This is a genomic window from Bacillus sp. RHFS10, from assembly GCF_016757475.1.
Classification (GTDB): domain Bacteria; phylum Bacillota; class Bacilli; order Bacillales; family Bacillaceae; genus Bacillus; species Bacillus subtilis_G.
In genome coordinates, this window is the sequence record NZ_JAESPO010000002.1 from 614,046 (window position 1) to 638,209 (window position 24,164).

Consider the following 24,164-nt stretch of genomic DNA (forward strand, 5'->3'; position numbering starts at 1 on the left):
ATAATGAAGTGTGTTGAAAAATGAAACTTTCAGATTTTTCGTCTTTTTACAAATGAATGAGTCATAAATTGTCGAATGCATTCGAAGAGTATGACCGTGTGATAGATAAAATGATATAAAAGATTAGGTGATTTCATGATAGAAATGAAGGAAGTATACAAAGCCTATCAGAATGGCGTAAAAGCGCTCAATGGTGTGTCTGTTGCCATTCATCCGGGCGAGTTTGTTTATGTTGTCGGTCCGAGCGGAGCGGGTAAATCTACTTTTATTAAAATGATATACAGAGAAGAAAAACCGACAAAAGGACAGATTTTAATTAATCATAAAGATCTTGCTACCATTAAAGAAAAAGAGATTCCTTTCGTGCGCCGTAAAATAGGTGTTGTCTTCCAAGATTTTAAGCTTCTGCCGAAACTTACTGTTTTTGAAAATGTGGCGTTTGCCCTTGAAGTAATTGGAGAACAGCCGTCTGTCATTAAGAAACGGGTGCTTGAAGTGCTTGATCTTGTTCAGCTGAAACATAAAGCGAGACAATTTCCTGACCAGCTTTCAGGCGGGGAGCAGCAGCGTGTTTCTATTGCCAGATCAATTGTGAACAACCCTGATGTTGTCATTGCTGATGAACCTACAGGAAACCTTGATCCGGATACGTCCTGGGAAGTCATGAAGACGCTCGAGGAAATTAATAACCGCGGGACAACAGTCGTGATGGCGACACATAATAAAGAAATCGTAAACACCATTAAGAAACGTGTCATTGCAATCGAAGATGGTATCATTGTGCGTGATGAGTCAAGAGGGGAGTATGGTTCATATGATTAAAATTCTCGGGCGCCACTTGCGTGAGAGTTTTAAATCTCTCGGGAGAAACACATGGATGACGTTTGCATCCATTAGTGCTGTAACCGTTACGCTGATTTTAGTCGGCGTGTTTTTAGTGATTATGCTGAATTTGAATAACATGGCTTCGAATGCTGAAAAACAAGTCGAAATCAAAGTTTTGGTTGATCTGACTGCAGATCAGAAGGCGCAGGACAAGCTGCAGAACGATATTAAAGAACTAAAGGGCATTCAGAGCGTCAATTTTTCATCAAAAGAAAAAGAGCTTGACCAGCTGGTTGACAGCTTTGGTGACAGCGGAGAATCCCTGACAATGCAGGATCAGGAAAACCCGCTTAATGATGCGTTTGTCATCAAAACGACAGATCCGCATGATACGCCGAACGTGGCTAAAAAGATTGAAAAAATGGATCATGTCTATAAAGTCACTTACGGAAAAGAAGAGGTCAGCCGTTTGTTTAAAGTGGTTGGCGTTTCCCGCAACATCGGAATCGCTTTAATTATCGGCTTGGTATTTACGGCGATGTTCTTAATTTCCAATACCATTAAAATTACAATTTTCGCAAGAAGAAAAGAAATTGAAATCATGAAGCTTGTCGGCGCGACGAACTGGTTTATCCGCTGGCCGTTTTTCCTTGAAGGATTGCTGCTTGGTGTATTCGGCTCAGTGATTCCGATCGCACTGGTGCTGAGCACTTATCAATACGTCATCGGATGGGTCGTTCCGAAAGTTCAAGGATCATTTGTCTCTCTTCTTCCTTATAACCCATTTGTATTCCAAGTTTCGTTAGTGCTGGTTGCAATCGGCGCAGTGATTGGGGTATGGGGAAGTCTGACTTCCATCCGCAAGTTTCTGCGAGTATAAAGAAAAAAAGCTGTCCCGCTTCCGGGGCGGCTTTTCTTTTGCCTTCTTTTTCTTCTATGATTACATGAAATCTCCATCCTTTACATATACTATCTCTAGGTTTTGATAAAGACAGTCTGGCATACAGGAGGAGTATAGGATGAATCAAAAAATAATGGCTGTGATAGCAGCGGGGAGCATGCTCTTCGGAGGCGCCGGTGTATATGCGGGAATGAACCTGCTTGAGATGGATAAGCCCCAGACTGCAGCTGTTCCTGCGACCGCACAAGCTGACTCTGAACGGGATAAGGCCATGGAAAAAATCGAAAAAGCGTATGAGTTAATTTCGAATGAGTACGTAGAAAAAGTTGATAGAGAAAAGCTGCTCGAGGGAGCCATCCAAGGAATGCTGTCAACGCTAAATGATCCTTATTCTGTCTACATGGACAAGCAGACGGCTAAGCAATTTTCTGATTCTCTTGATTCCTCGTTTGAAGGCATCGGAGCTGAAGTTGGTATGGAAGACGGCAAAATTATTATTGTTTCTCCATTTAAGCAATCGCCGGCGGAGAAAGCCGGACTCAAGCCCAATGATGAAATTATCAGCATCAATGGAGAATCAATGGCCGGTAAGGATTTAAACCAAGCTGTACTAAAAATAAGAGGAAAGAAAGGCTCCAGTGTTTCAATGAAGATTCAGCGGCCGGGGACGAAGAAGCAGCTGTCATTCCGGATCAAGAGAGCTGAAATTCCGCTCGAAACGGTTTTTGTTTCAGAGAAAAAAGTGCAAGGGCATACTGTCGGCCATATCGCCATCTCTACTTTTTCAGAGCATACCGCGGAGGACTTCGCAAAAGCGCTGGGCGACCTTGAGAAAAAAGGAATTGAAGGGCTTGTCATTGATGTACGCGGCAACCCGGGCGGTTATCTGCAAAGTGTAGAAGAAATTCTTAAACACTTCGTCACAAAGGATCAGCCGTATATTCAGATTGCTGAACGTAATGGAGATAAAAAACGTTATTTTTCAACATTGACCCGTAAAAAAGCGTATCCTGTCAATGTGATCACGGATAAAGGGAGCGCCTCCGCATCAGAAATTCTTGCCGGCGCATTAAAAGAAGCGGCCCATTATGATGTTGTAGGCGATACGTCTTTTGGTAAGGGAACGGTTCAGCAGGCTGTTCCGATGGGAGACGGCAGCAACATTAAATTAACCCTTTACAAGTGGCTGACGCCAAAGGGAAATTGGATTCATAAGAAAGGAATTGAGCCGACCATTGCCATTAAGCAGCCTGATTATTTTTCCGCTGGCCCCTTGCAGCTGAAGGAGCCGCTTAAAGCGGATATGAACAATGAGGATGTCAAGCATGCTCAGGTTTTATTAAAAGGTCTCAGCTTTGATCCGGGACGTGAAGATGGCTATTTCAGCAAAGATATGAAAAAAGCGGTTATGGCCTTTCAGGAACAAAATAAGCTGGTTAAAACGGGCGTAATCGACACGCGCACTGCAGAGTCATTAAATCAGCAGATAGAAAAGAAAAAATCCGATGAAAAAAATGATTTGCAGCTCCAAACAGCGCTGAAATCATTATTTGTCAATTAAAGGAGATGGTGTTCCATCTCCTATTTCTTTATACTTAACGAGAAAGTGAATCATAAGTCACATAAAAAATGAGTTTTTAACAAGAAATTAAAAAAATTTTCACAAATAAACATTTATAAAGGACTTGTATTACCCGATATCAATAGAAGAGAGAGACTTTCTAACGAGATAATATGTATTTAAAATGAAACTTTTGCAAGTTGCCTAGTCTTTGTTTACTTCATACAATATAAGAAGGTTCTAAAAAGAACAGTAATCAGGTTTAAGGCAGCTGAACGACAGGTATTTAAAGAGTAACGTTAGCGAGAATGCTTGTTAGCACTCCAGTACTGCTGCTTATACTGGCCCGTGCTTATCTGTATAAAGAAAATGGGGGTTCACAATTGAAGAGGGCAAGTATTGTGCGTGAAAAAAAATATTATGAATTAGTGGAACAATTAAAAGACAGAACACAAGATGTAACATTTTCGGCTACAAAAGCACTAAGTCTTCTTATGCTGTTCAGCAGGTATTTGGTCAATTACACCAATGTCGAAACAGTAAATGAAATCGATGAAGAGTGTGCCAAACATTATTTTAATTATTTAATGAAAAATCATAAGCGATTAGGAATCAATCTGACAGATATCAAAAGGTCGATGCACCTGATCAGCGGTTTATTGGATGTGGATGTGAACCATTATTTAAAGGATTTTTCACTATCGAATGTCACGCTGTGGATGACGCAGGAGGGATAAACCATCCTGAGGATATCCAAGTCATTTAATATTTGATAGAATATGAGTAATATGTTTGGCTTGAGGCGGTGAAAAAGATAGTGTCTGTTCAATGGGGATTTGAACTGTTAAAAAGTGCGGGCCTGTTCTTCTTACACCCGCTTTTCTGGTTTTTTATCATCATAAGCCTTGCTTTCGGCTATGTGAGAATCAAACGGGAACGAAGAACCTTTCATACAAAAATAGCGGATATTTATGATGATCTAAAATTCACTTATACAAAGGGATTGATTCCCGGACTCCTTTTGTCAGTTGTTTTAGGCGTACTCGGCATCTCGATTCCTCTCGGTGTACTTGCAATTATTGCCGTTATCACTGCGGCGGCAGCGCTCACTCTTCGCGCCAACTGGATGTCTGCTGCATATATCGTCAGTATGAGTATGCTGATAGGTTTTGGACTGCAAATGAATCAAGCGGAACCTTTTCTAGAGAGATTTCCGCAAGGGTTTGCGGTCGTTTGGCCGGCTATGGCTGTGTTTTTGGGCTTGTTGGTTATCATTGAAGGAGTAGTAGCTTATCGATCTGCACACGTGAGAACATCACCGGCACTTGTCGTGAGCAGCCGCGGTTTGCCTATCGGCCAGCAGCTGGCAAACCGGATATGGCTCTTGCCGCTGTTCCTTCTCGTGCCCGGGAACGGATTAGAATCGCATCTCAGCTGGTGGCCGGTGTTTACTGTTCCCGGCGGGTCATTCCATTTTCTATGGATTCCTTATTTTGTCGGGTTTGGGCAACGGGTGCAGGGGTCGCTGCCTGAAACGAGCATAAGGATCACAGCGAAACGCATTTGTATTCTGGGCCTTGCCGTCACAGCTCTCGGTGCAGCGAGCTTACTGTGGGCGCCGCTTGCGGGAGCAGCCGTCTGTGCAGCTTTGTTAGGACGTATCTTTCTGTCTATTAAGCAAAGAGCGAACGATAACGCGGCACCGTTTTATTTCTCAAAACGTGATCAAGGCTTAATGGTGCTTGGTATTATACCAAATACGCCAGCTGAGGATCTGGAATTGAAAATTGGTGAAATCATTACGAAAGTTAATGGCACACCCGTTAAGAATGTATCCGATTTTTATGAAGCGCTCCAGCATAACCGTGCGTATGTGAAGCTTGAAATTATCGGTTTGAACGGGGAAATTCGTTTTGATCAGCGAGCTTCTTATGAGGGAGAACATCATGAATTAGGTATCCTTTTCGTAAAGGATGAACGTGAAGACGAAGCAGCCGCTTTGTCTGGATCGTAAAAGACAGCCCGGCACCGCAAGAAGATGCGGTGCCGGGCTGTTTTGAATTACGCTGAGTTTTTCTCCAACCGTGCCGTTTCATCAGATTTGATGCCTAATGAAACAAAAACGCCAATGATGGACACAGCAAAGAGAATGATAAATAGGGTGTGATATCCCGATACCAGGCCTATTAAGGCTGATGAAATGATGCTTCCGAAATAACGGAAGGTCGAGAAAATTCCGGACGCCGCTCCTGACATGTCAGGATCTACTGTGGCAAGCGATGACACCTGCATGCTGGTCAGTCCGACTCCGGACGCCAGCCCGCCCAGGATAAGAGAGAGCATGAGGAACAAGACGGAATGCGAGCTGCTTAACAGCATAAATAATAAATTGGCTGCAGCCATCATGGCAAATGAAAGAAAGATGATTTTCTTTGCTCCCCATTTGTGATGGAGCTGTGCGCCCGCCCAGTTGCTCGCCGACATAAAGATCGAAAATACAGAAAGCGCCATGCCGCTGTTAGACGTATTAAGCCCAAATTGGTTCGTCATGAACAATGGCATAATCAATAAGATGGCATACATCATTAGATTGCTCAACAAGACTGATAGATTGGCATTTGTAAAGGTTGAGCTTTTAAACAGTGTAAAATCGATAATTGGGTGCTGTGTGCGTTTTTCTCTTCTGAAAAAAAGCGGAACAAAAAGAAGTATCAATACACTGTATACCGCATAGCCCCATGAAGCCTCATTTTTCGTCAGCAGGATAATTGAAACGATACTGCCCGCAAGCAAGACAGACCCGATAATATCCAGCGGCGCTTCAGATTTATTTTCTTTATATTGAGGGAACATGATTAATGCCGTAAATAAAGCAATGGCGAGAAACGGGATGTTGACCCAAAAAATCGAATGCCAGCTGAAGCTGTCAATCAGCATAGAGCCGATGAAAGGCCCGAGTGCTGCTCCAAGTCCCGCGCCAAGCCCGAAAAATCCAAATACTTTCGGAAGACGTTTTTCTGAAACAACGTGACGGATAATGGCAATGCTGTTTGGCGTAAGCAGTGCGCCGCCGACAGCCTGCAATGCCCGAAAGACAATCAGCAGCAGCAGGCTCGGTGAGAGGGCGCAGCCTAGAGATGCGATAAGAAATAGACCGACGCCCCATAAATACATTGTTTTGTTGCCGTACATGTCACCGAGTTTTCCAGCGATCGGCTGTGTGACTGCCATTATGATTAAATAAACGGTAACCACCCAGGTGATGCTTGTGATGGACTCGTTATACGTATGGGATATAGATGAGAGCGCGACCGCGATCATCGTTGAGTTAATGGGAACCAGGATGGCCCCCAATAATAACGAGACGATCAGCGCCCATTCTTTTCTTGAACTCATTGGGATCCTCCTTTTTGTTATGCCAAGGAGTTCATCGAGAGATTCCTTTGACAAATAAAGCAGTGCTATGCTCCAGCATTTTTTCCTGAGGCATTGAAATCACCCGGTCTCCTAAATGGAGGCGGTGAATAAAATAACCGAAAATGAGCGACATGAACACGTCCGCATGCTCCGCTTCATTTCCTGTCTGAATAACCCCTTTTTCACCCATTTCTTTGAGATAATCAACCAATAGCTGTTTCATAGATTGGGGATATTCAGTTACGTGGTTGATGACATCCTGAAACATGGCCGGTTCACGAAAGCTGATTTTAATCAAATCTTTTCTATGTTCGAGCTCCTCCAAGAGACAGGTTCCGATATGCAGCAGGTCTTTGTGCAAATCGCCTTCTGTTTGCTCCAAAATGCGGCTCCTGTTTGGAGAAGGCTGAGAAAGCAAAGCCTGGACTAGCCCCTGTTTGTTTTTAAAATTCCTGAAAATCGTCGCTTCACTGACATTTGCTTTTTCTGCGATTTCTTTTGTAGTCGTTGCGCGATATCCTTTTTTGACGAGCAGCTGCATGGCAGCGTCAAGGATTCTCTTGTTTGTCGGTCTCAATACGTTTCACCTCGCGAATATACTGGCAGGACAAGTATACACCTGCCCCGCTTGCATAAGAAAGGGGGGAGAAGGCGTTAGGCCCGGCTGACAACTGTGATTTTGCCGCTGCTCCCGTCAACAGTGATGATGTCTCCGTCTCGAAGTCTTTCTGTTGCAGTGCGTGTGCCGAGAACGGCGGGAATGCCGTATTCGCGAGCGATAATCGCAGCGTGAGACAATATGCCGCCTGTATCTGTAATAATCGCTTTGGCGTCTTGAAACAGGCTGGTCCATAGCGGTGTGGTCATTTTGCAAACGAGCACTTCACCAGAAGCGAATTGAGAAAATTCACTGGCGTCCCGAATCATTTTCACCGGACCTGTTGCCATGCCGCTTGATGCCGCAATGCCAAAGATATGATCCTCCGTGTTTTTTTCATCCTCTATCACAGCGCCGACAATTTCTTCAGCGACTTCGAGCTGTTCTTTTGTCGGAGTACCGAGGTAGGCAGGGGCTTTGGCAAGCTCATACTCGTGAAAGGCCTGTCTGCGTTTTTCAGCCTTTTCTTGCAGGGATACAGGGTGAAGTAGCGCGTTTTCCACTTCATCATCATATAGGAACCAAAGGTCTTCACGATCTTGAATGACACCGTTTTCCGCCAGTAACTCACCGACCTTCAGCAAAAAGACCCTCGCCTTGGCATCCAGCATGGCGTCAATATAAAAGTGGTGGTCATCCATTATATTTGCAGCGTTCAGCGTCCACTGATAATAACGGTTGAATTCCTCTTGTAAATTGGGATCCTCTATATTTTTCAAGAAGTCATGGTATAATTTCTCTCGTTTTTCTTTCGTTTTCTGAAATTCATTGTCAAAATGATAGCCATTGCGGACGTAATTTTGAATATTGGCCAGAGCAAAATACGGATTTTCTGCCCAGATCTGTTCAATCAGATCATGGCTCTTTACAGACCTCCACCCGTAGTCCTGTAAAAATTCATGGATGTTCCTCAGGAAGTGTCTGCCCTCATCAGTTTGTTCCAATTTTTCCTGAAGCTGTTCCGGCTCAGTGTTTTCAAAAATGAACAGCAGGTTCGGGTTTTCCTGCACTTTAACGGAATAGAGCCACAGGCAGCGGTCAGTTTCCAGTGATTTGTTCATTTTGCCTGTCAGCATCTCGTAAAAATGAGCGGTTTCGGACTCGCCTTGAATGTGCTGGTACATCGCTTGCAATTTGTTTGTCAGAAGCATTTGCGGGAAAACAATATTGAAATGCTCATCATAAGCCGTGAGATAAAAGGCTTTTAATTTCCGAAAAGCATCAAGTGCGCTTTCAGCAGTATGATCAGTTTGTGCGAGCTGATCCAGTATCTCGTAAAATGGAAGGTACGTGTGTTTGATGATGTCATACATACGCTCCGATAATATCGGAAAAAGCTCTTTGCCGCAGTCCTCATCAGGCTGCTGCCCGCCTTGGTTTTTGGAATAAATGTGCCCGCGATAAAGCTTCACTTCTTCTGTAACTGCCCCGATCGGAAACTTTTGCATGTTTTTCTTCAAGCCGTATTCCATGGCCGGTACAATGATCGAAGAAAATAGCGGACTCACCGGACCTTCAATATTTGACTCCATGTTGAGCCAAAAATCATTCATATCAGCGTCGGTAATCATGAAGCTGCGTTCTTCCTCTGCCGCTTTTTTGTCCTGTTCAATCGTTGTAATCGGGCGAGCCTGCAGAAGGTATACTTGATGATCTGCGATTCCGAATTCTAGATCGACTGGATACCCGTACAGGTCTTCGGTTTTTTTTGTGATTTCAGTCAGTTCAAACACTTGTTCATCTGTAAGGCAAAAACGGCTGCGCATGTCTTCGCTCGTTTCTCTTTCAGCAATTCCTTCTGCCGCGGACTCTATGTAGATTTCTTTTGCACCTATTTCTTTCTGAATCTCAAACGAAGATTTATTGACTATAAATGTGTCTGGGGTAACACTTCCTGATACAACAGCTTCCCCCAAACCATAGCTGGCGCTGATTAATAGCTCTCTATCATCGTGGGTAACAGGATTGCGGCTGAAAATTACACCTGATACGTCTGAATCGATCAGGCCCTGAACGACAACACCCATTAACGGCTCTGCGATCTGGTTGTTCATTTTTTTCTTATAACTGCTGACTCGGCCGGAGAAGAATGAAGCCCAGCATTCTTTCACTTTAGCTAGAAACTCTTCCTCTGTTTTGATATTTAAATAGGTTTCATATTGCCCCGCGAATGAAGCGCCTTCTAAATCTTCCGAGGCAGACGAAGAGCGAACGGCAACGGAGCGATATGATTCTCTTAACTTGTAAAAGGAACTTGTCAGCTCATGTTTCAGTTCTTCAGAAAATGTTCCGCCGATGATCTCGTTTTCGATATTTTCGCTAGTCTCATGAAGTTGGTTATCCTCCATAAAACGGGTGAGCGCATTCGTCTGAATGATAAAGCCGTCCGGAACAGGAAGCCCGTGTTTGGTCAGTTTAATTAAATTCATGCCTTTTGCGCCAGCCAGCTGGCTGGACGCTTCTGCTTGGCGAAATAAAAAAGAATACATATTTGAAACCCCTCTTTCCTTCCTTTTTTTCTCTCTAGTCTTTTATGACGGAGCCTGTGGTCAAAAAATGATAGTGAACACTATCGCTCAATTGTAGATTTTTAGGAAAATGATGTCAAAAGCAGAAAGTCCTAAATAAAATATCATCAAAAGTGCAGCTTAACTAGTGCTGTCCGCCTATTTATTCTCGGGGGCGCTCTTCTATGCCGGCGGGCTTCAATATCAAGCTAAGGCTTACTGCCCTTCATACAAAAGTACCGCAAATGCTTCTGTCGGCCGGGGCAAAGTGCAAAGATGGTGATTGATGTCGCCTGAAAAAGGGTATGGTGTAGAAAGAGGGAACGATTGCACGATTGTCCGATTCTTCATTTTTTACTATAATCAGATCAGATGAAGAATCCCTGAGGAGGGTTTTTGTTGATTACAAAAGCCGTTTTTGCATTGTTTTTCCCTTTTATGCTTGTTGTCCTTTTTTCAAGAGTCACTTTTAATCATTATGTGGCGATCGCCCTGACAGCTGCATTGCTGTTTGCCTCTTATTTAAAAGGCTATACAGAAACGTATTTTATTGTAGGATTGGATGTTGTGTCTCTTGTGGCTGGCGGACTGTACATGGCCAAAAAAACTGCCGAGAAAAAAGAAGAGTAAAACGGACATAATGAATATAACGACGAATTCCTGCTTTTACGTTTTAAAAGCAGGTTTTTTATACATGAAAACAGCTGGAAATAAAAAACCACCGAACTTTAGTTCGTATTTTTAGTGATTTTACATTCCATTGTGTTACTATATCTATAGGAAGATTTCGTTAAAGAAACGGAGGCTTATTTTGTGAAAGATCGCTTTGAGTTAGTCTCGAAATACCAGCCCCAGGGAGATCAGCCGAAAGCCATTGAAAAACTTGTAAAAGGAATTCAGGAGGGCAAGAAGCATCAGACTCTGCTGGGTGCGACAGGAACGGGTAAAACATTTACAGTGTCTAATTTGATTAAAGAAGTCAATAAGCCGACTCTCGTGATTGCCCATAACAAAACCCTTGCCGGACAGCTTTACAGCGAGTTCAAGGAGTTTTTTCCGAACAACGCTGTCGAGTATTTTGTCAGTTATTATGATTATTATCAGCCGGAGGCGTATGTGCCTCAAACGGATACGTTTATAGAAAAAGACGCCAGTATTAATGATGAAATTGATAAATTGAGACACTCTGCCACATCGTCTCTGTTTGAGCGGAGAGATGTCATTATTATCGCAAGTGTGTCTTGTATATACGGTCTCGGTTCTCCTGAAGAATACCGGGAAATGGTCGTGTCACTGCGGCCTGAAATGGAAATTGAGAGAAATGAGCTGCTCAGAAAACTTGTAGACATCCAATATGCCCGCAATGATATCGACTTTCAGCGCGGGACATTTCGTGTGCGCGGAGATGTAGTGGAAATCTTCCCTGCCTCTCGTGATGAACACTGTATTAGAGTCGAGTTTTTCGGTGATGAAATCGAACGGATCCGGGAAGTGGACGCCCTGACAGGAGAAATTCTCGGCGACCGCGATCATGTTGCGATTTTCCCGGCGTCCCACTTCGTAACGCGGGCCGAGAAAATGGAGAAAGCGATTCAAAATATCGAGAAGGAGCTTGAGGAGCAGCTGAAGGTCATGCACGAAAATGGCAAGTTGCTTGAAGCGCAGCGTTTAGAGCAGCGGACAAGATATGATCTTGAGATGATGCGGGAAATGGGTTTCTGCTCCGGCATTGAGAACTATTCAAGACATTTGACGCTTCGGCCTCCGGGTTCAACGCCGTATACGCTTCTTGATTATTTCCCTGACGATTTTATGATCGTGGTAGATGAGTCGCATGTGACGATTCCTCAGGTGCGCGGCATGTTTAATGGGGACCAGGCGCGGAAACAGGTGCTCGTGGATCACGGCTTCCGTCTTCCGTCAGCACTTGATAACCGTCCGCTCCGTTTTGAAGAGTTTGAAAAGCACATGCACAACATCGTGTATGTATCAGCAACGCCAGGACCGTATGAGATTGAGCATACGGATGAAATGATCGAGCAGATCATCCGTCCGACGGGGCTTCTTGACCCGCTTATTGATGTGCGTCCGATTGAAGGCCAGATTGATGACTTGATCGGCGAAATTCAAGCAAGAGTCGAACGGGATGAACGGGTGCTCGTGACAACCTTGACGAAGAAAATGTCAGAGGACCTGACGGATTATCTGAAGGAAATTGGCATTAAAATAAACTATTTGCATTCGGAGATTAAGACGCTTGAACGGATTGAAATTATCCGCGACCTGCGCCTTGGGAAGCATGATGTGCTTGTCGGCATCAACCTGCTGAGGGAAGGCCTCGATATTCCCGAAGTATCTCTCGTTGCGATTTTGGATGCGGATAAGGAAGGCTTCCTTCGTTCGGAGCGTTCTCTGATTCAGACCATCGGACGGGCAGCGAGAAACTCTGAAGGCCGCGTCATTATGTACGCAGATAAAATGACGAAGTCTATGGAAATTGCGATGAATGAAACAAAACGCCGCCGTGAGCAGCAGGAGCGGTTTAACGAAGAGCACGGCATTACGCCGAAAACCATAAATAAAGAAATTCGCGATGTCATTCGCGCCACAGCAGCAGCTGAGGATAAAGCCGAATACAAAACAAAAGCCGCGCCGAAGCTGTCGAAAATGACGAAGAAAGAACGCCAGAAAGTCGTTGAACAGATGGAGCACGAAATGAAAGAAGCCGCCAAGGCGCTTGACTTTGAAAGAGCCGCGGAGCTTCGCGATTTACTTTTAGAGCTAAAAGCGGAAGGATGATGAACACATGGCTATGGATCGGATAGAGGTGAAGGGAGCCAGGGCGCATAACCTGAAAAATATAGATGTAACGATTCCAAGAGATCAGCTTGTCGTTGTTACGGGTTTGTCCGGATCAGGGAAATCCTCTCTGGCCTTTGACACCATATATGCAGAAGGACAGAGACGGTATGTTGAGTCGCTGTCTGCCTATGCCCGCCAGTTTTTAGGGCAAATGGATAAGCCGGATGTTGATGCAATTGAGGGGCTGTCTCCCGCCATCAGCATCGATCAGAAAACAACGAGCCGCAACCCGAGGTCAACTGTCGGTACGGTAACTGAGATTTATGATTATCTGCGTCTTTTGTATGCGAGAGTAGGGAAGCCTCATTGTCCGGAACACGGAATTGAGATTACATCGCAAACCATCGAGCAAATGGTCGACAGAATTCTGGAATACCCGGAACGGACGAAGCTTCAGGTGCTGGCCCCGATTGTCTCTGGCCGGAAAGGCGCTCATGTCAAAGTGCTTGAACAGATTAGAAAACAAGGCTATGTCAGAGTCAGAATTGACGGCGAAATGGCTGAGCTTTCTGATGATATTGAATTAGAAAAGAATAAAAAGCATTCGATTGAGGTTGTCATTGATCGGATTGTGGTGAAAGAAGGCGTGGCGGCCCGTCTGTCAGATTCATTGGAAACGGCGCTCCGTTTAGGTGAAGGACGGGTTATGATTGATGTCATCGGTGAGGAAGAGCTGATGTTTAGTGAGCATCACGCCTGCCCGCACTGCGGATTTTCAATCGGCGAGCTTGAGCCGCGGCTGTTTTCATTCAACAGCCCGTTCGGAGCTTGTCCGACGTGTGACGGTCTCGGAATGAAGCTTGAAGTGGATGCGGATCTCGTCATCCCCAATCAAGATTTGTCATTGAAGGAGAATGCGGTCGCCCCTTGGACACCGATCAGCTCACAATATTATCCGCAGCTGCTTGAGGCGGTCTGCACCCACTACGGCATTGATATGGACGTGCCTGTAAAAGATCTGCCGAAGCAGCTGCTGGATAAAGTGCTGTACGGCAGCGGAGACGACCTGATTTATTTCCGTTATGAAAATGATTTTGGGCAAATACGTGAAGGCGAAATTCAATTTGAAGGCGTATTGCGAAATATTGAAAGACGCTATAAGGAGACAAGCTCCGATTACATTCGTGAACAAATGGAGCAGTATATGTCCCAGAAGTCTTGTCCGACGTGCAAAGGCTATCGGTTAAAGAAAGAGGCGCTTGCCGTGCTGATTGACGGACGCCACATTGGCAAAATTACCGAGCTGTCTGTAGGAGACGCGCTTGATTTCTTCAAAGGCCTTACCCTTTCTGAGAAAGATATGCAGATTGCCAATTTGATCTTGCGTGAAATTGTGGAGCGTTTAAGCTTTCTGGACAAAGTCGGCCTTGATTACCTGACACTGAGCAGGGCAGCGGGAACATTGTCCGGAGGAGAGGCGCAGCGTATCAGGTTGGCCACTCAAATCGGTTCGCGCTTATCGGGTGTGCTTTATATTTTAGACGAGCCGTCTATCGGCCTGCATCAGCGTGATAACGACCGCTTGATCAGCGCCCTGAAAAATATGAGAGACCTTGGGAACACGCTGATTGTCGTCGAACACGATGAGGACACGATGATGGCAGCGGATTATTTAATTGATATTGGACCCGGCGCCGGCATCCACGGCGGACAGGTGACATCCGCGGGTACGCCGGATGAAGTGATGGAAGATGCAAACTCATTAACGGGCAGCTATTTATCAGGGAAAAAGTTCATCCCATTGCCTTCTGAAAGAAGAAAGCCGGACGGACGTTTTATTGAGATTAAAGGCGCTACAGAAAACAACCTGAAAAAGGCGAATGCCAAGTTTCCGCTAGGAACATTCACAGCGGTTACAGGGGTGTCCGGCTCAGGAAAGAGCACACTCGTCAATGAAATTTTGCACAAGGCGCTGGCGCAAAAGCTCCATAAAGCAAAAGCGAAGCCTGGCAGCCATAAAGAGATTAAAGGCTTGGATCACCTGGACAAAGTCATAGACATTGACCAGGCGCCAATCGGAAGAACGCCGAGATCCAATCCCGCGACATACACCGGTGTGTTTGACGACATTCGCGATGTATTCGCGCAGACAAATGAAGCGAAGGTCCGCGGCTATAAAAAAGGCCGTTTCAGCTTTAACGTGAAGGGCGGCAGATGTGAAGCGTGCCGCGGCGACGGAATTATTAAAATTGAAATGCACTTCCTTCCTGACGTGTACGTTCCATGCGAGGTATGCCACGGCAAACGCTACAACCGGGAAACGCTTGAAGTGACGTACAAAGGAAAAAGCATCTCTGATGTGCTTGATATGACGGTTGAAGACGCTCTTTCTTTCTTTGAAAATATCCCGAAAATCAAGCGTAAGCTCCAAACCCTCTATGATGTTGGGTTAGGTTACATTACGCTCGGACAGCCGGCAACAACCTTGTCGGGTGGAGAAGCGCAGCGCGTGAAGCTTGCGTCTGAGCTGCACAAACGGTCCACAGGGCGAACGCTTTACATTTTAGATGAGCCGACGACAGGTTTACACGTCGACGATATCGCCAGACTCCTTGTCGTGCTTCAGCGATTGGTGGACAACGGAGATACAGTACTCGTCATTGAGCATAATCTTGATATCATTAAGACGGCGGATTATATTGTGGATCTGGGGCCGGAAGGCGGAGCCGGAGGCGGAACCATTGTTGCGTCGGGAACGCCTGAGGAAATCACGGAAGTCGAAGAATCATATACAGGCCGCTATTTGAAGCCTGTTATAGAGCGAGACAAAAAACGCATGAAAACGCTCTTGGAAGCGAAAGAAACGGCTACATCTTAACAATATTCTTTTCAGAGGAAGCTTGTCAGCAAGTCCATTATTGGACTTAGCAGGGCAAGCTGACTTTATGGTATAACGAGAAAAGAAAAAATTTGCGATCTTTAGAGGCATTTTTTCAAATGGGGAAAATTTCTTTGGGAAAACGCCTAAACATTTACATAATACTGCCGATATATGGATTGAAGGGCGTACAATGTATTCCATATTAAACAAAAAAGTCCTTTATATGAAGGGATTTGAAGGTATCCTTTATGGATGGTCTATATAACAGCCAGACGCTTTACTGGAATCACGCGCCAGAAATCGAAGAAAAGGAAGTCTTTGATTTCAAAAAACATATATACATGGAGGTATTTTACACATGAGAATTAACCACAATATCGCAGCGCTTAACACATTAAACCGTTTAGGCTCAAACAACAATGCAGCCCAAAAGAACATGGAGAAGCTTTCTTCAGGCCTTCGTATCAACCGTGCGGGGGATGACGCAGCAGGTCTTGCGATCTCTGAAAAAATGAGAGGACAAATCAGAGGTCTTGAAATGGCTTCTAAAAACTCTCAAGACGGGATCTCTCTTATCCAAACAGCTGAAGGTGCATTGACTGAAACACATGCAATCCTTCAACGTATGCGTGAACTTACTGTTCAAGCAGGAAACACAGGAACACAGCAAGCTGAAGATCTTGGTGCGATTAAAGATGAAATGGATGCACTTATTGAAGAAGTTGACGGCATTTCAAACCGTACTGAATTCAACGGTAAAAAGTTATTAGATGGAACTGAAACTGATGGTTTCACTTTCCAAATTGGTGCAAATGCTAGCCAACAGCTTACAGTTAACATTGACAGCATGTCAGCAAATGCTTTAGGAGTAGACACACTTAATGTAAAAGATTTTGCTACTACTCCTTTTGATACTCAACTTGAAAGTATTGATACTGCAATCAATAACGTATCTAAACAACGTGCTAAACTTGGTGCGGTACAAAACCGTCTAGAGCACACAATCAACAACTTAGGCGCTTCTAGTGAAAACCTGACAGCTGCTGAGTCTCGTATCCGTGACGTTGACATGGCGAAAGAGATGAGCGAGTTCACAAAGAACAACATTCTTTCTCAAGCTTCTCAAGCGATGCTTGCTCAAGCGAACCAACAGCCGCAAAACGTACTTCAATTATTACGTTAATTTCTGAACGGCTATCGTTCTTTCTGGTAGTCACAGCTTGCCGGCAGTGTCCATTCTTTGGATATGCCGGCAGGCTTTTTTTGTTATAATCATTGTGTGTCACTTGTTTCTTCAAAATAAAAAAGGCAAGATATTGTCATCTAACCTTTCTTTGTTTCAGTTATAATCATTTGCAGCTTTTTCTGCCATTACAACGTCTTCTTATACAACTGTTTGCTTACACTCATTAAATCTTGAACAATATGCGTATTACTGCTGTCGAGCAGCACTTTTATATATTGAATATCGTGAGAGATCGGAATGGGTCCGTGAATCTGTTCAAGCTCAGCGATCATTTCACGATTCATTCGTTTTTGTTCATGAATCAGCTTTAACACCGATTCTTGTGTTACTGTATAGTCACTGGGATCTTTATCCATTGCTTGTCCAGCCTCCTTGATTGCCGTAAGCTTTTTACATATTGTAATCGGTACAGCTCTAAGATTCTACTTCTAAAACTTTTTAAAATCCAATTTCCGTAAATCGGAGCATGTCTAAAGAATGAATGTGAAACCTGAAGAGGTTTTAAACGTATGAATAAGTAAAACGTCCCTGACCTTTTGTCATGGGTAATTCACTATAGGAGTGTGGAATGAATTGAACCGTAATCAAGCTATTATTGCATCACTTTGTTATTTCAGTGTGTTCATCGCGCCGATCATTGTGCCGATTGTCGCTTATTTTGTTGTAGATGAGAGAGAAACAAAACGTCATGCGATACGTTCTCTTATTTCTCACATCGTTCCTTTTGCTGGCTGGCTGGTCCTTTTTATCGCTTTTCTGGACGGAGCCATTGCAATTGATGGAGACAGCCTGCTGCCTGTATTTGTGATGATTGGTGGAGCGGTTATTTATTTCTTAGTTGTCATTGGCATTATGATTTGGAATGTGATTCAGGGTATTAAGGTGCTGCGCGCAGCATAAGTAGACAATGGGGAGGAGATCGCAATGAAGCAAGAAAAGGAACGAATCCTTAAGCTTGTGGAAGAAGGGAAACTGACAGCACAAGAGGCTTTGACACTGATTGAAAAGCTTGACAGCGACTACAAGGAAAAAGAAGAAAAAATCACAGCGCTCTCAGTTTATGTACATGATGAGGAAGAGCCGTTTACAGCAGCAAAAAAAGAAAGCGGCAAGCCGTCTTTAGGAGCCAAGCTGTTTGACTGGATTGATTCTGCGGTGAAAAAGGTCAAGGAAGTTGACCTTGATTTGAACTTTGGCCATGCGTATGATGTTCAGCACATTTTTCAATTTAAAGATACTGCCCTTTCCAGTGTTGACTTGCAAATCGCCAATGGCAGTGTGAATATCGTTCCTTGGGATGATGAGGATATCAGAGCGGAATGTCAGGCGAAGGTATATCGCGTTGACAGCCAGGATGCGGCGAGACATGCATTTCTTCAGCATATTGAATGTGAAATCAAAGGTAATAAATTTTTTATCCGTACTGAGAAGAAAACGATGAAAACCAATGTGACTTTATATATTCCTCAGAAGGAGTATGATAAGATTCGGGTGAAGCTGTTTAATGGTCCTGTCAGAGGGGAACATTTACATGTAAAAGAGTTCTCGGCGAAAACGACAAACGGCGTGCTGTCGTTCTCGCATTTAACAGCTGAAAAAGCCACAGCGGAAACGGCCAACGGGCAAATTAAGCTTGCAAGCCACAACTGCGGCACGATAGAAGCGGAAACCATTAACGGATTGATCGATCTCCGCGGGAGAAGCGAATCGATTGACGTTCAAAGCTTTAACGGAAATATTGCGATGAACGTAACAGAATCGGATTGCCGCTCCATTTATGCAAAAACGACGACTGGAAATGTGGAGCTTGCGATTCCGGACGATCTTGCCGTGAAGGCAGAGCTGAAAAGCAATCTTGGTTCGCTGTCTCATGAATTAATGGATGTTGAGATGCTGAAAGAAAAAAATGATACCATTCAAAAAGAAATGATGTTCACTTCAAATCAGGCACATGATCAAAACATCACCGTCTTCTCAGAATCATTAACAGGCGCCATCAAACTAAAGTACTCACAGAGGTGATCGAATGAATAGGCTTTATCGTTCAGAGAAAAACAAAAAAATGGCCGGTGTCATCGGCGGTCTCGCGGAATATTTCAATTGGGACGCATCACTCCTAAGAGTCATAACTGTCATTTTAGCGGTTATGACAAGTGTTTTACCTGTTTTGCTGATATATATCATTTGGATTTTTATCGTCCCGTCAGAAAGGGAAATGAAATGACATGATAAAATGGGCAGTCAGCATTTTAGTCAATGCATTGTTATTAATCGTCATTGATGGATACATTGACTCCATCCATGTCAGCAGCATCGGGGCAGCGGTTATCGCCAGCTTCATATTATCGATCTTAAACGTGCTGATTAAACCGCTGTTGATTATCTTCACACTGCCAGTCACCATGGTGACGTTTGGTCTCTTCTTGTTTGTGATTAACGCCATTACGCTTATGATGACCGCGTCCATTATGGGTGACAGTTTTCAAATTGGCGGCTTCGGCACAGCGATATGGGCATCCGTTATCCTATCGGTGTTCCATTTGCTGATTCAAAAAGGGATTTTAGAACCTCTGCAAAAGAAATAAAAAAAGCTGCCATCAAAGGGCAGCTTTTTACATGTGGTGTTTTTTTTGCTTCATGCGCTTCTGCGGCGGATACAGTTGCGGCAGAAGGCAAAAGCTCAATGCGGCAAATATAAGGCCTAAGAGGCCAAACGACATGGCAGACGGTATCATTGTGAGCAGATAAGCAGATATCATCGGACCTGCCGCCATGCCTGTGTATCTGATAAAGTTAAACATTCCGATGGCGCTCCCTCTGTTGTGTTCAAATTCATTGGTGATCATTGTGGAGTACAAGGGAGGGATGACCCCCATTGAGATGCCAAACAATGCCAGTGTGAGTGCCATGAGAATGAGAGAAACAGAATGTGTAACGGCGAACAAAATGATACTGCAGGCAGCTATCACATTGCTGCCGATAAACAAGGTGTTCAGCGCGACTTTTGCCTGTATTCTTTTAAACAGAAACGTACCTGCGATTGTACTTAAGGCCAGTGGCAAATACAACAGCCCTGCAATGCTCACATCAATATGATAATGCTCCGTCAGTAATATCGGGAGGTAGACGATCACCGCAAAATAAATGAAAAAGAGGACAAAGCTTAAGGTTAAAATGACGTTTCCTGTTCGGTTTGTAAATATTGATTTGTAATGGGTAAAAACATTGCCCTTAGTTTGCTGCTTAGAGCCAGCGGGAGAATCTTTGGGAAAGATCATGCTGTTTGCCGCCAGCATAATGACAGAGATGGCCGTAAGCATCCAAAAGATCCCTTCGTACCCGGCTGCTCCGCCGATCAATCCCCCGAGGACAGGTGCGATAGCCGGCGCGGCGGAAAGGAGCATTTGATACGTTCCCATGGCACTTCCGCGTTCCCTGCCTGTAAAAAGCTGTCCGATCGTAGTGGCAGCAATAAGAGGCAGTGCTGCGGACCCGGCTGCCTGTATCATTCTGAATATCAGAAACAAAGTAAAGTCAGTGGTCACCGCACAGCCGATGCTGGCGGCTGCCGTTGCCAGAATACCGGCAATCAATACAAACCGCGCGCCTTTAAAATCGATGATAGTCCCTAATATAATTTGCATAATCGCTGTCACAATCATAAAGACTGAGACTGACAGATTGACCATTGCTGCGGAAACGTGGAACGATTCTTTAATAATCGGGATAATAGGTGAATAAATGTTTTGGCTTAAAGACGCAAAAAATGCGCTGAAGCAAACAATATATAAGATCAATACCGCCTTTGATTTCGTTTGAGCCATTGTGTACACCGCCTTTTTGTTTACTTTACAGGTTTATCCGGAGCCTCGTTGGTTTGTTCTGCTTCAAGTGAAGACGTCAGGTTCTCTAAAAATTTCAATACAGCATTTTGCTCATCTTGTGAGAATGAATCGAGGAATTGGTAAAAAGCCAGTTCCTTTTTTTTATGCAGTTTCTCATGCAAGTCGAAAATCCGTCTGCCTTTACGAGTTAACTTGAAATACACTTCTTTCTTGTTATCTGTCAGCTGATAGCTGTTAATGAATTCTTCCTTAATCAGTTTTGTGCTGATTTTCGTTACATTTGCCTTCGATAAATTCATTTTTCTGGCGATTCCTGCGTTGTTAATGGGTTCATGCCGGCCGATACAGTCAATGACATGAATGCTTGTCATGTTTTTAGGAACATCCATCACATCCTTTTCTGCGGCCTCCTTAAAAAACTGCTGAAGTGAAGTGTTCGCTTTTTGTTCATTAAGGTGCAGCAGCCTCACGTATATGTCGTATATCATCTGCTTTGTCAAATTAGACATAGGCAACCTTCTTTCTTGGAAATTATAGTTTACAAAGAAATAATAATAATATTGTTTACTGGTGAACGATTCAATTTTATCTTTTCTTGCTTTCGTTGTCAATTGCTGGTGTTTAAACTTTATTTGCTGTTAGTCATGCTGAATATAAGTGTAAAAAGTGTGTGAAAAATGTGACATTAACATTTATTTTCAATTGTTTGGGTACTGATCGTATTGACGAAAGGAAAAATAAGGGATAAAATAACTAATGTTTACTAGTAAACATTTATTAGGTGTACATCGTAATAAATGAAAAATGAAGTTGGAATCTAAACATAATTCACTTGGAAACTTTAAGTGCTGCCTGCCATTCGTCTTGTTCAGTTGTACCAGTTGTTCCATCCCATGTTTGAGGGTGAAGACTTAAAGCGGGATAAGTTTTTTAGGGGTGAATGAGATGACTGAAATGGTGACGGAAAAAAAGCCTGTGTATTTTACTGCTGAGTCTCTGACACAAAACTGCAGAGAAATATTTGAACGGCGCCGGCATGTTTTAGTGGGTATCAGCCCGTTTAACAGCAGATTTTCTGAGGATTATATTTACAGATTGATTGGTTGGGCAACCGCTGAATTTAAGAGTGTTTCTGTTTTGCTTGCGGGGCATGAGGCGGCTAATCTTCTTGAAGCGCTCGGAACTCCCAGAGGCAAGGCGGAACGAAAAGTAAGGAAAGAGGTATCGCGAAACAGAAGGTTTGCAGAAAGGGCTCTTGCAGCTCATGGCGGGGACCCGAAGGCGATTCATACATTTTCTGATTTCACGGAAAACAAAGCCTACCAGCTGATGAGACAAGAAGTTGAACATGCGTTTTTTGAACAGCCTCATTTTCGGCAAGCTTGTTTGGACATGTCTCGTGAGGCGATGATCGGGCGTGCGCGCGGCATCAGCTTGATGATGGAAGAAGTCAGTGAGGATATGCTGAATCTTGCTGTGGAATATGTCATAGCAGAGATGCCGTTTTTTATTGGAGCACCGGATATTTTAGAGGTGGAAGAAACGCTCCTTGCTTATCATCGTCCGTGGAAGCTGGGTGAGCAGATCAGTAATCATGAATTTTCTATTCGTATGCGGCCGAACCAAGGATATCTCATTGTGCAGGAAATGGAGCAGATGCTTTCTGAATCACGGATCACATCTGAAGGATGACAGGGGGAGTAAACATGAGTCAATCCATTAAATTGTTTAGTGTGCTTTCTGATCAATTTCAAGAAAATCCATATGCTTATTTTTCACAGCTGCGGGAGGAAGATCCTGTTCATTATGAAGAGTCGATAGACAGCTATTTTATCAGCCGCTATCACGATGTCCGCTATATCCTTCAGCATCCGGATATCTTTACGACAAAATCACTTGTTGAGCGTGCTGAACCGGTCATGCGCGGCCCTGTGCTCGCCCAAATGCATGGAAAAGAACACTCCGCAAAAAGAAGAATTGTAGTGAGAAGCTTTGTCGGGGACGCATTGGATCATCTGTCTCCATTGATTAAACAAAATGCAGAAAACTTGTTAGCTCCTTATCTTGAAAAAGGGAGAATCGATCTCGTCAATGATTTTGGAAAGACGTTTGCGGTGTGTGTCACGATGGACATGCTCGGGCTGGATAAAAGAGATCATGAAAAAATCGCCGAGTGGCACAGCGGAGTTGCCGATTTTATTACGAGTATCTCTCAGACTCCTGAAGCGCGGGCGCATTCTTTATGGTGCAGCGAACAGCTTTCCCAATACTTGATGCCTGTCATCGAAGAACGCCGCCTCAATCCGGGATCAGATTTAATTTCTATCCTATGTACTTCTGAATATGAAGGCATGGCGATGTCGGACAAGGATATACTGGCCCTGATTCTCAATGTGCTGTTAGCCGCAACGGAACCGGCGGATAAGACGCTGGCGCTGATGATCTATCATTTGCTCAACAATCCTGAGCAGATGAATGATGTTTTGGCTGACCGTTCGTTAGTGTCAAGAGCCATTGCGGAGACGTTGCGTTATAAACCGCCGGTTCAGCTGATTCCGCGGCAGCTGTCCCAAGAAACGGCGGTCGGCGGTATAGAAATCAAAAAAGATACGATTGTTTTTTGTATGATCGGAGCAGCTAACCGGGACCCTGAAGCGTTTGAACATCCTGACGTATTTAATATTCATCGGGAAGACCTCGGTATCAAGAGCGCTTTTAGCGGCGCCGCCCGGCATCTCGCTTTCGGATCCGGCATCCATAACTGTGTAGGAGCAGCTTTTGCCAAAACCGAAATCGAGATTGTAGCCAATATTGTACTGGATAACATGCGGAATATCCGATTAGAGGAAGGTTTTCGTTATGCTGAGTCCGGTTTGTATACACGCGGACCCGTTTCACTTCATATTACGTTTGACAGAGTTTAATAAGATTCAAAGGTCTCTCCCATGCGGGCGAGGCTTTTTTACATATGTTTTACCCATAAGTTGAAAAACGCAGTCACTGTTTTTAAATCATCAATCGAAAATTCATTGAAGAGCCGCTTGTACTGCTCCTTAGCTTTTTCATGAAGCTGGTCATGGAATGCCGCCAGTCCTCTGCCGCTTTCAGTTAACGTATAAAAAGTTTCTTTTTTATTGCCGGGCTTTTTTTTCACTGTGACGATATTGTGTTTCAACAAAGCTTGAACCGCTTTTGAAACAGCTGCTTTTGAGATATGTAAGCGGGATGCCAGAAAGCTGTTATTCACATTTTGGCTGGTGTGTATGCAGGAAACAATATGAAGCTGGGTCAATGTCCAGTCTTTTTTGAGGTGACCAAGATGTTCTGAGGACATATCGCTGGACGGTATTTGCACCTTTTGCAAGACGCGTTTATCCCTTTTAAATGCGAATTGTTGTATCGCTTGAAATAATTCATCATGAATGCTGTTGTTCATCAATCTGCCTCTCTGATTTAATTGTTAACTGGTTAACTATCCTTAGTTTACTGGGTAATAGTGGGATTTTCAAGAGGCAGACGCT

22 protein-coding genes are annotated in these 24,164 nt (G+C 44.0%); 15 read left to right on the forward strand and 7 right to left on the reverse strand.

Annotated elements, in window-relative coordinates; genetic code table 11:
- The first annotated feature begins 135 nt into the window (after positions 1-135).
- The 5 genes from ftsE to JMN17_RS09795 all read left to right on the forward strand — a co-directional run bounded on the left by ftsE (position 136) and on the right by JMN17_RS09795 (position 5,301).
- Positions 136-822, forward strand: coding sequence for a cell division ATP-binding protein FtsE (gene ftsE, locus JMN17_RS09775; protein WP_087991540.1), 687 nt, complete (start codon positions 136-138; stop codon positions 820-822).
- Positions 815-1,705 (forward strand): permease-like cell division protein FtsX, encoded by an 891-nt coding sequence (gene ftsX / locus JMN17_RS09780; RefSeq protein WP_087991579.1) that lies wholly within the window; start codon positions 815-817, stop codon positions 1,703-1,705. Before ftsE ends, ftsX begins: the two co-directional genes overlap by 8 nt.
- A gap of 139 nt (positions 1,706-1,844) precedes the next feature.
- Entirely contained in the window at positions 1,845-3,287 is a 1,443-nt protein-coding gene (ctpB, locus tag JMN17_RS09785) for a carboxy-terminal processing protease CtpB (RefSeq protein ID WP_087991539.1), read from the forward strand.
- A 383-nt stretch (positions 3,288-3,670) separates the two neighbouring features.
- Complete coding sequence (gene swrA / locus JMN17_RS09790) at positions 3,671-4,024, forward strand: swarming motility protein SwrAA (protein WP_052331638.1); 354 nt, start codon at positions 3,671-3,673, stop codon at positions 4,022-4,024.
- Positions 4,025-4,104: 80 nt separating this feature from the next.
- The gene (locus JMN17_RS09795; RefSeq protein WP_087991538.1) at positions 4,105-5,301 is read left to right on the forward strand and encodes a S1C family serine protease; all 1,197 of its coding nucleotides are present in this window, start codon (positions 4,105-4,107) and stop codon (positions 5,299-5,301) included.
- 47 nt (positions 5,302-5,348) lie between these two features.
- Here the strand turns inward: JMN17_RS09795 and JMN17_RS09800 are convergent, their stop codons facing one another.
- From JMN17_RS09800 to JMN17_RS09810, 3 genes are all read right to left on the reverse strand, one after another.
- Positions 5,349-6,683: an MFS transporter gene (locus JMN17_RS09800; protein WP_087991537.1), complete on the reverse strand. Its 1,335-nt coding sequence runs from the start codon at positions 6,681-6,683 to the stop codon at positions 5,349-5,351.
- A gap of 31 nt (positions 6,684-6,714) precedes the next feature.
- On the reverse strand, positions 6,715-7,281 hold the full coding sequence (locus JMN17_RS09805; RefSeq protein ID WP_087991536.1) for a TetR/AcrR family transcriptional regulator: 567 nt from the start codon (positions 7,279-7,281) through the stop codon (positions 6,715-6,717).
- 77 nt (positions 7,282-7,358) lie between these two features.
- On the reverse strand, positions 7,359-9,851 hold the full coding sequence (locus JMN17_RS09810; protein WP_202327961.1) for a PEP/pyruvate-binding domain-containing protein: 2,493 nt from the start codon (positions 9,849-9,851) through the stop codon (positions 7,359-7,361).
- A 417-nt stretch (positions 9,852-10,268) separates the two neighbouring features.
- Between JMN17_RS09810 and JMN17_RS09815 the strand changes: the two genes are divergently transcribed.
- The 4 genes from JMN17_RS09815 to hag all read left to right on the forward strand — a co-directional run bounded on the left by JMN17_RS09815 (position 10,269) and on the right by hag (position 16,735).
- Positions 10,269-10,499 (forward strand): CsbA family protein, encoded by a 231-nt coding sequence (locus tag JMN17_RS09815; RefSeq protein ID WP_087991534.1) that lies wholly within the window; start codon positions 10,269-10,271, stop codon positions 10,497-10,499.
- 183 nt (positions 10,500-10,682) lie between these two features.
- Positions 10,683-12,668 carry an excinuclease ABC subunit UvrB gene (gene uvrB, locus JMN17_RS09820; RefSeq protein ID WP_202327962.1) on the forward strand — a complete coding sequence of 662 codons (1,986 nt, stop codon included), beginning with the start codon at positions 10,683-10,685 and terminating at the stop codon, positions 12,666-12,668.
- Between the two features lie 7 nt (positions 12,669-12,675).
- The gene (uvrA, locus tag JMN17_RS09825) at positions 12,676-15,549 is read left to right on the forward strand and encodes an excinuclease ABC subunit UvrA (RefSeq protein WP_202327963.1); all 2,874 of its coding nucleotides are present in this window, start codon (positions 12,676-12,678) and stop codon (positions 15,547-15,549) included.
- 361 nt (positions 15,550-15,910) lie between these two features.
- Positions 15,911-16,735, forward strand: coding sequence for a flagellin Hag (gene hag, locus JMN17_RS09830; protein ID WP_202327964.1), 825 nt, complete (start codon positions 15,911-15,913; stop codon positions 16,733-16,735).
- Positions 16,736-16,923: 188 nt separating this feature from the next.
- Here hag and JMN17_RS09835 read toward each other — a convergent pair whose 3' ends face one another.
- Positions 16,924-17,154, reverse strand: coding sequence for a hypothetical protein (locus tag JMN17_RS09835; RefSeq protein ID WP_087991528.1), 231 nt, complete (start codon positions 17,152-17,154; stop codon positions 16,924-16,926).
- Between the two features lie 217 nt (positions 17,155-17,371).
- Between JMN17_RS09835 and JMN17_RS09840 the strand changes: the two genes are divergently transcribed.
- Genes JMN17_RS09840 through JMN17_RS09855 form a run of 4 tightly spaced genes read left to right on the forward strand, consistent with a single transcriptional unit; the run spans position 17,372 to position 19,383 of the window.
- Positions 17,372-17,698 carry a hypothetical protein gene (locus JMN17_RS09840; RefSeq protein ID WP_202327965.1) on the forward strand — a complete coding sequence of 109 codons (327 nt, stop codon included), beginning with the start codon at positions 17,372-17,374 and terminating at the stop codon, positions 17,696-17,698.
- A 24-nt stretch (positions 17,699-17,722) separates the two neighbouring features.
- Positions 17,723-18,820, forward strand: a complete 1,098-nt coding sequence (locus JMN17_RS09845; RefSeq protein WP_087991525.1) for a DUF4097 family beta strand repeat-containing protein — start codon at positions 17,723-17,725, stop codon at positions 18,818-18,820.
- A 4-nt stretch (positions 18,821-18,824) separates the two neighbouring features.
- Complete coding sequence (locus JMN17_RS09850) at positions 18,825-19,022, forward strand: PspC domain-containing protein (RefSeq protein ID WP_087991524.1); 198 nt, start codon at positions 18,825-18,827, stop codon at positions 19,020-19,022.
- Between the two features lies 1 nt (position 19,023).
- Positions 19,024-19,383, forward strand: coding sequence for a phage holin family protein (locus tag JMN17_RS09855; protein ID WP_087991522.1), 360 nt, complete (start codon positions 19,024-19,026; stop codon positions 19,381-19,383).
- A 27-nt stretch (positions 19,384-19,410) separates the two neighbouring features.
- On the opposite strand, the gene JMN17_RS09860 is transcribed toward JMN17_RS09855, so the two are convergent.
- Complete coding sequence (locus JMN17_RS09860; protein WP_087991521.1) at positions 19,411-20,622, reverse strand: MFS transporter; 1,212 nt, start codon at positions 20,620-20,622, stop codon at positions 19,411-19,413.
- 20 nt (positions 20,623-20,642) lie between these two features.
- On the reverse strand, positions 20,643-21,152 hold the full coding sequence (locus JMN17_RS09865) for a MarR family transcriptional regulator (protein ID WP_087991520.1): 510 nt from the start codon (positions 21,150-21,152) through the stop codon (positions 20,643-20,645).
- A 436-nt stretch (positions 21,153-21,588) separates the two neighbouring features.
- On the opposite strand from JMN17_RS09865, the gene pchC reads away from it, so the two are divergent.
- Both pchC and cypX read left to right on the forward strand, forming a co-directional pair.
- Entirely contained in the window at positions 21,589-22,335 is a 747-nt protein-coding gene (gene pchC / locus JMN17_RS09870) for a cyclo(L-leucyl-L-leucyl) synthase (RefSeq protein WP_087991519.1), read from the forward strand.
- Between the two features lie 14 nt (positions 22,336-22,349).
- Entirely contained in the window at positions 22,350-23,567 is a 1,218-nt protein-coding gene (gene cypX / locus JMN17_RS09875) for a pulcherriminic acid synthase (protein ID WP_087991518.1), read from the forward strand.
- Between the two features lie 38 nt (positions 23,568-23,605).
- Here cypX and JMN17_RS09880 read toward each other — a convergent pair whose 3' ends face one another.
- Positions 23,606-24,079 (reverse strand): MarR family transcriptional regulator, encoded by a 474-nt coding sequence (locus JMN17_RS09880; RefSeq protein ID WP_087991517.1) that lies wholly within the window; start codon positions 24,077-24,079, stop codon positions 23,606-23,608.
- Between the last annotated feature and the right edge of the window lie 85 nt (positions 24,080-24,164).

Coding starts and splice junctions, on each gene's coding strand:
- ftsE (WP_087991540.1), top strand. CDS start 136: ATGATAGAAATGAAGGAAGTATACAAAGCCTATCAGAATGGCGTAAAA.
- ftsX (WP_087991579.1), top strand. CDS start 815: ATGATTAAAATTCTCGGGCGCCACTTGCGTGAGAGTTTTAAATCTCTC.
- ctpB (WP_087991539.1), top strand. CDS start 1,845: ATGAATCAAAAAATAATGGCTGTGATAGCAGCGGGGAGCATGCTCTTC.
- JMN17_RS09800 (WP_087991537.1), bottom strand. CDS start 6,683: ATGAGTTCAAGAAAAGAATGGGCGCTGATCGTCTCGTTATTATTGGGG.
- JMN17_RS09810 (WP_202327961.1), bottom strand. CDS start 9,851: ATGTATTCTTTTTTATTTCGCCAAGCAGAAGCGTCCAGCCAGCTGGCT.
- uvrA (WP_202327963.1), top strand. CDS start 12,676: ATGGCTATGGATCGGATAGAGGTGAAGGGAGCCAGGGCGCATAACCTG.
- hag (WP_202327964.1), top strand. CDS start 15,911: ATGAGAATTAACCACAATATCGCAGCGCTTAACACATTAAACCGTTTA.
- JMN17_RS09835 (WP_087991528.1), bottom strand. CDS start 17,154: ATGGATAAAGATCCCAGTGACTATACAGTAACACAAGAATCGGTGTTA.
- JMN17_RS09845 (WP_087991525.1), top strand. CDS start 17,723: ATGAAGCAAGAAAAGGAACGAATCCTTAAGCTTGTGGAAGAAGGGAAA.
- JMN17_RS09850 (WP_087991524.1), top strand. CDS start 18,825: ATGAATAGGCTTTATCGTTCAGAGAAAAACAAAAAAATGGCCGGTGTC.
- JMN17_RS09855 (WP_087991522.1), top strand. CDS start 19,024: ATGATAAAATGGGCAGTCAGCATTTTAGTCAATGCATTGTTATTAATC.
- JMN17_RS09860 (WP_087991521.1), bottom strand. CDS start 20,622: ATGGCTCAAACGAAATCAAAGGCGGTATTGATCTTATATATTGTTTGC.
- JMN17_RS09865 (WP_087991520.1), bottom strand. CDS start 21,152: ATGTCTAATTTGACAAAGCAGATGATATACGACATATACGTGAGGCTG.
- pchC (WP_087991519.1), top strand. CDS start 21,589: ATGACTGAAATGGTGACGGAAAAAAAGCCTGTGTATTTTACTGCTGAG.
- cypX (WP_087991518.1), top strand. CDS start 22,350: ATGAGTCAATCCATTAAATTGTTTAGTGTGCTTTCTGATCAATTTCAA.
- JMN17_RS09880 (WP_087991517.1), bottom strand. CDS start 24,079: ATGAACAACAGCATTCATGATGAATTATTTCAAGCGATACAACAATTC.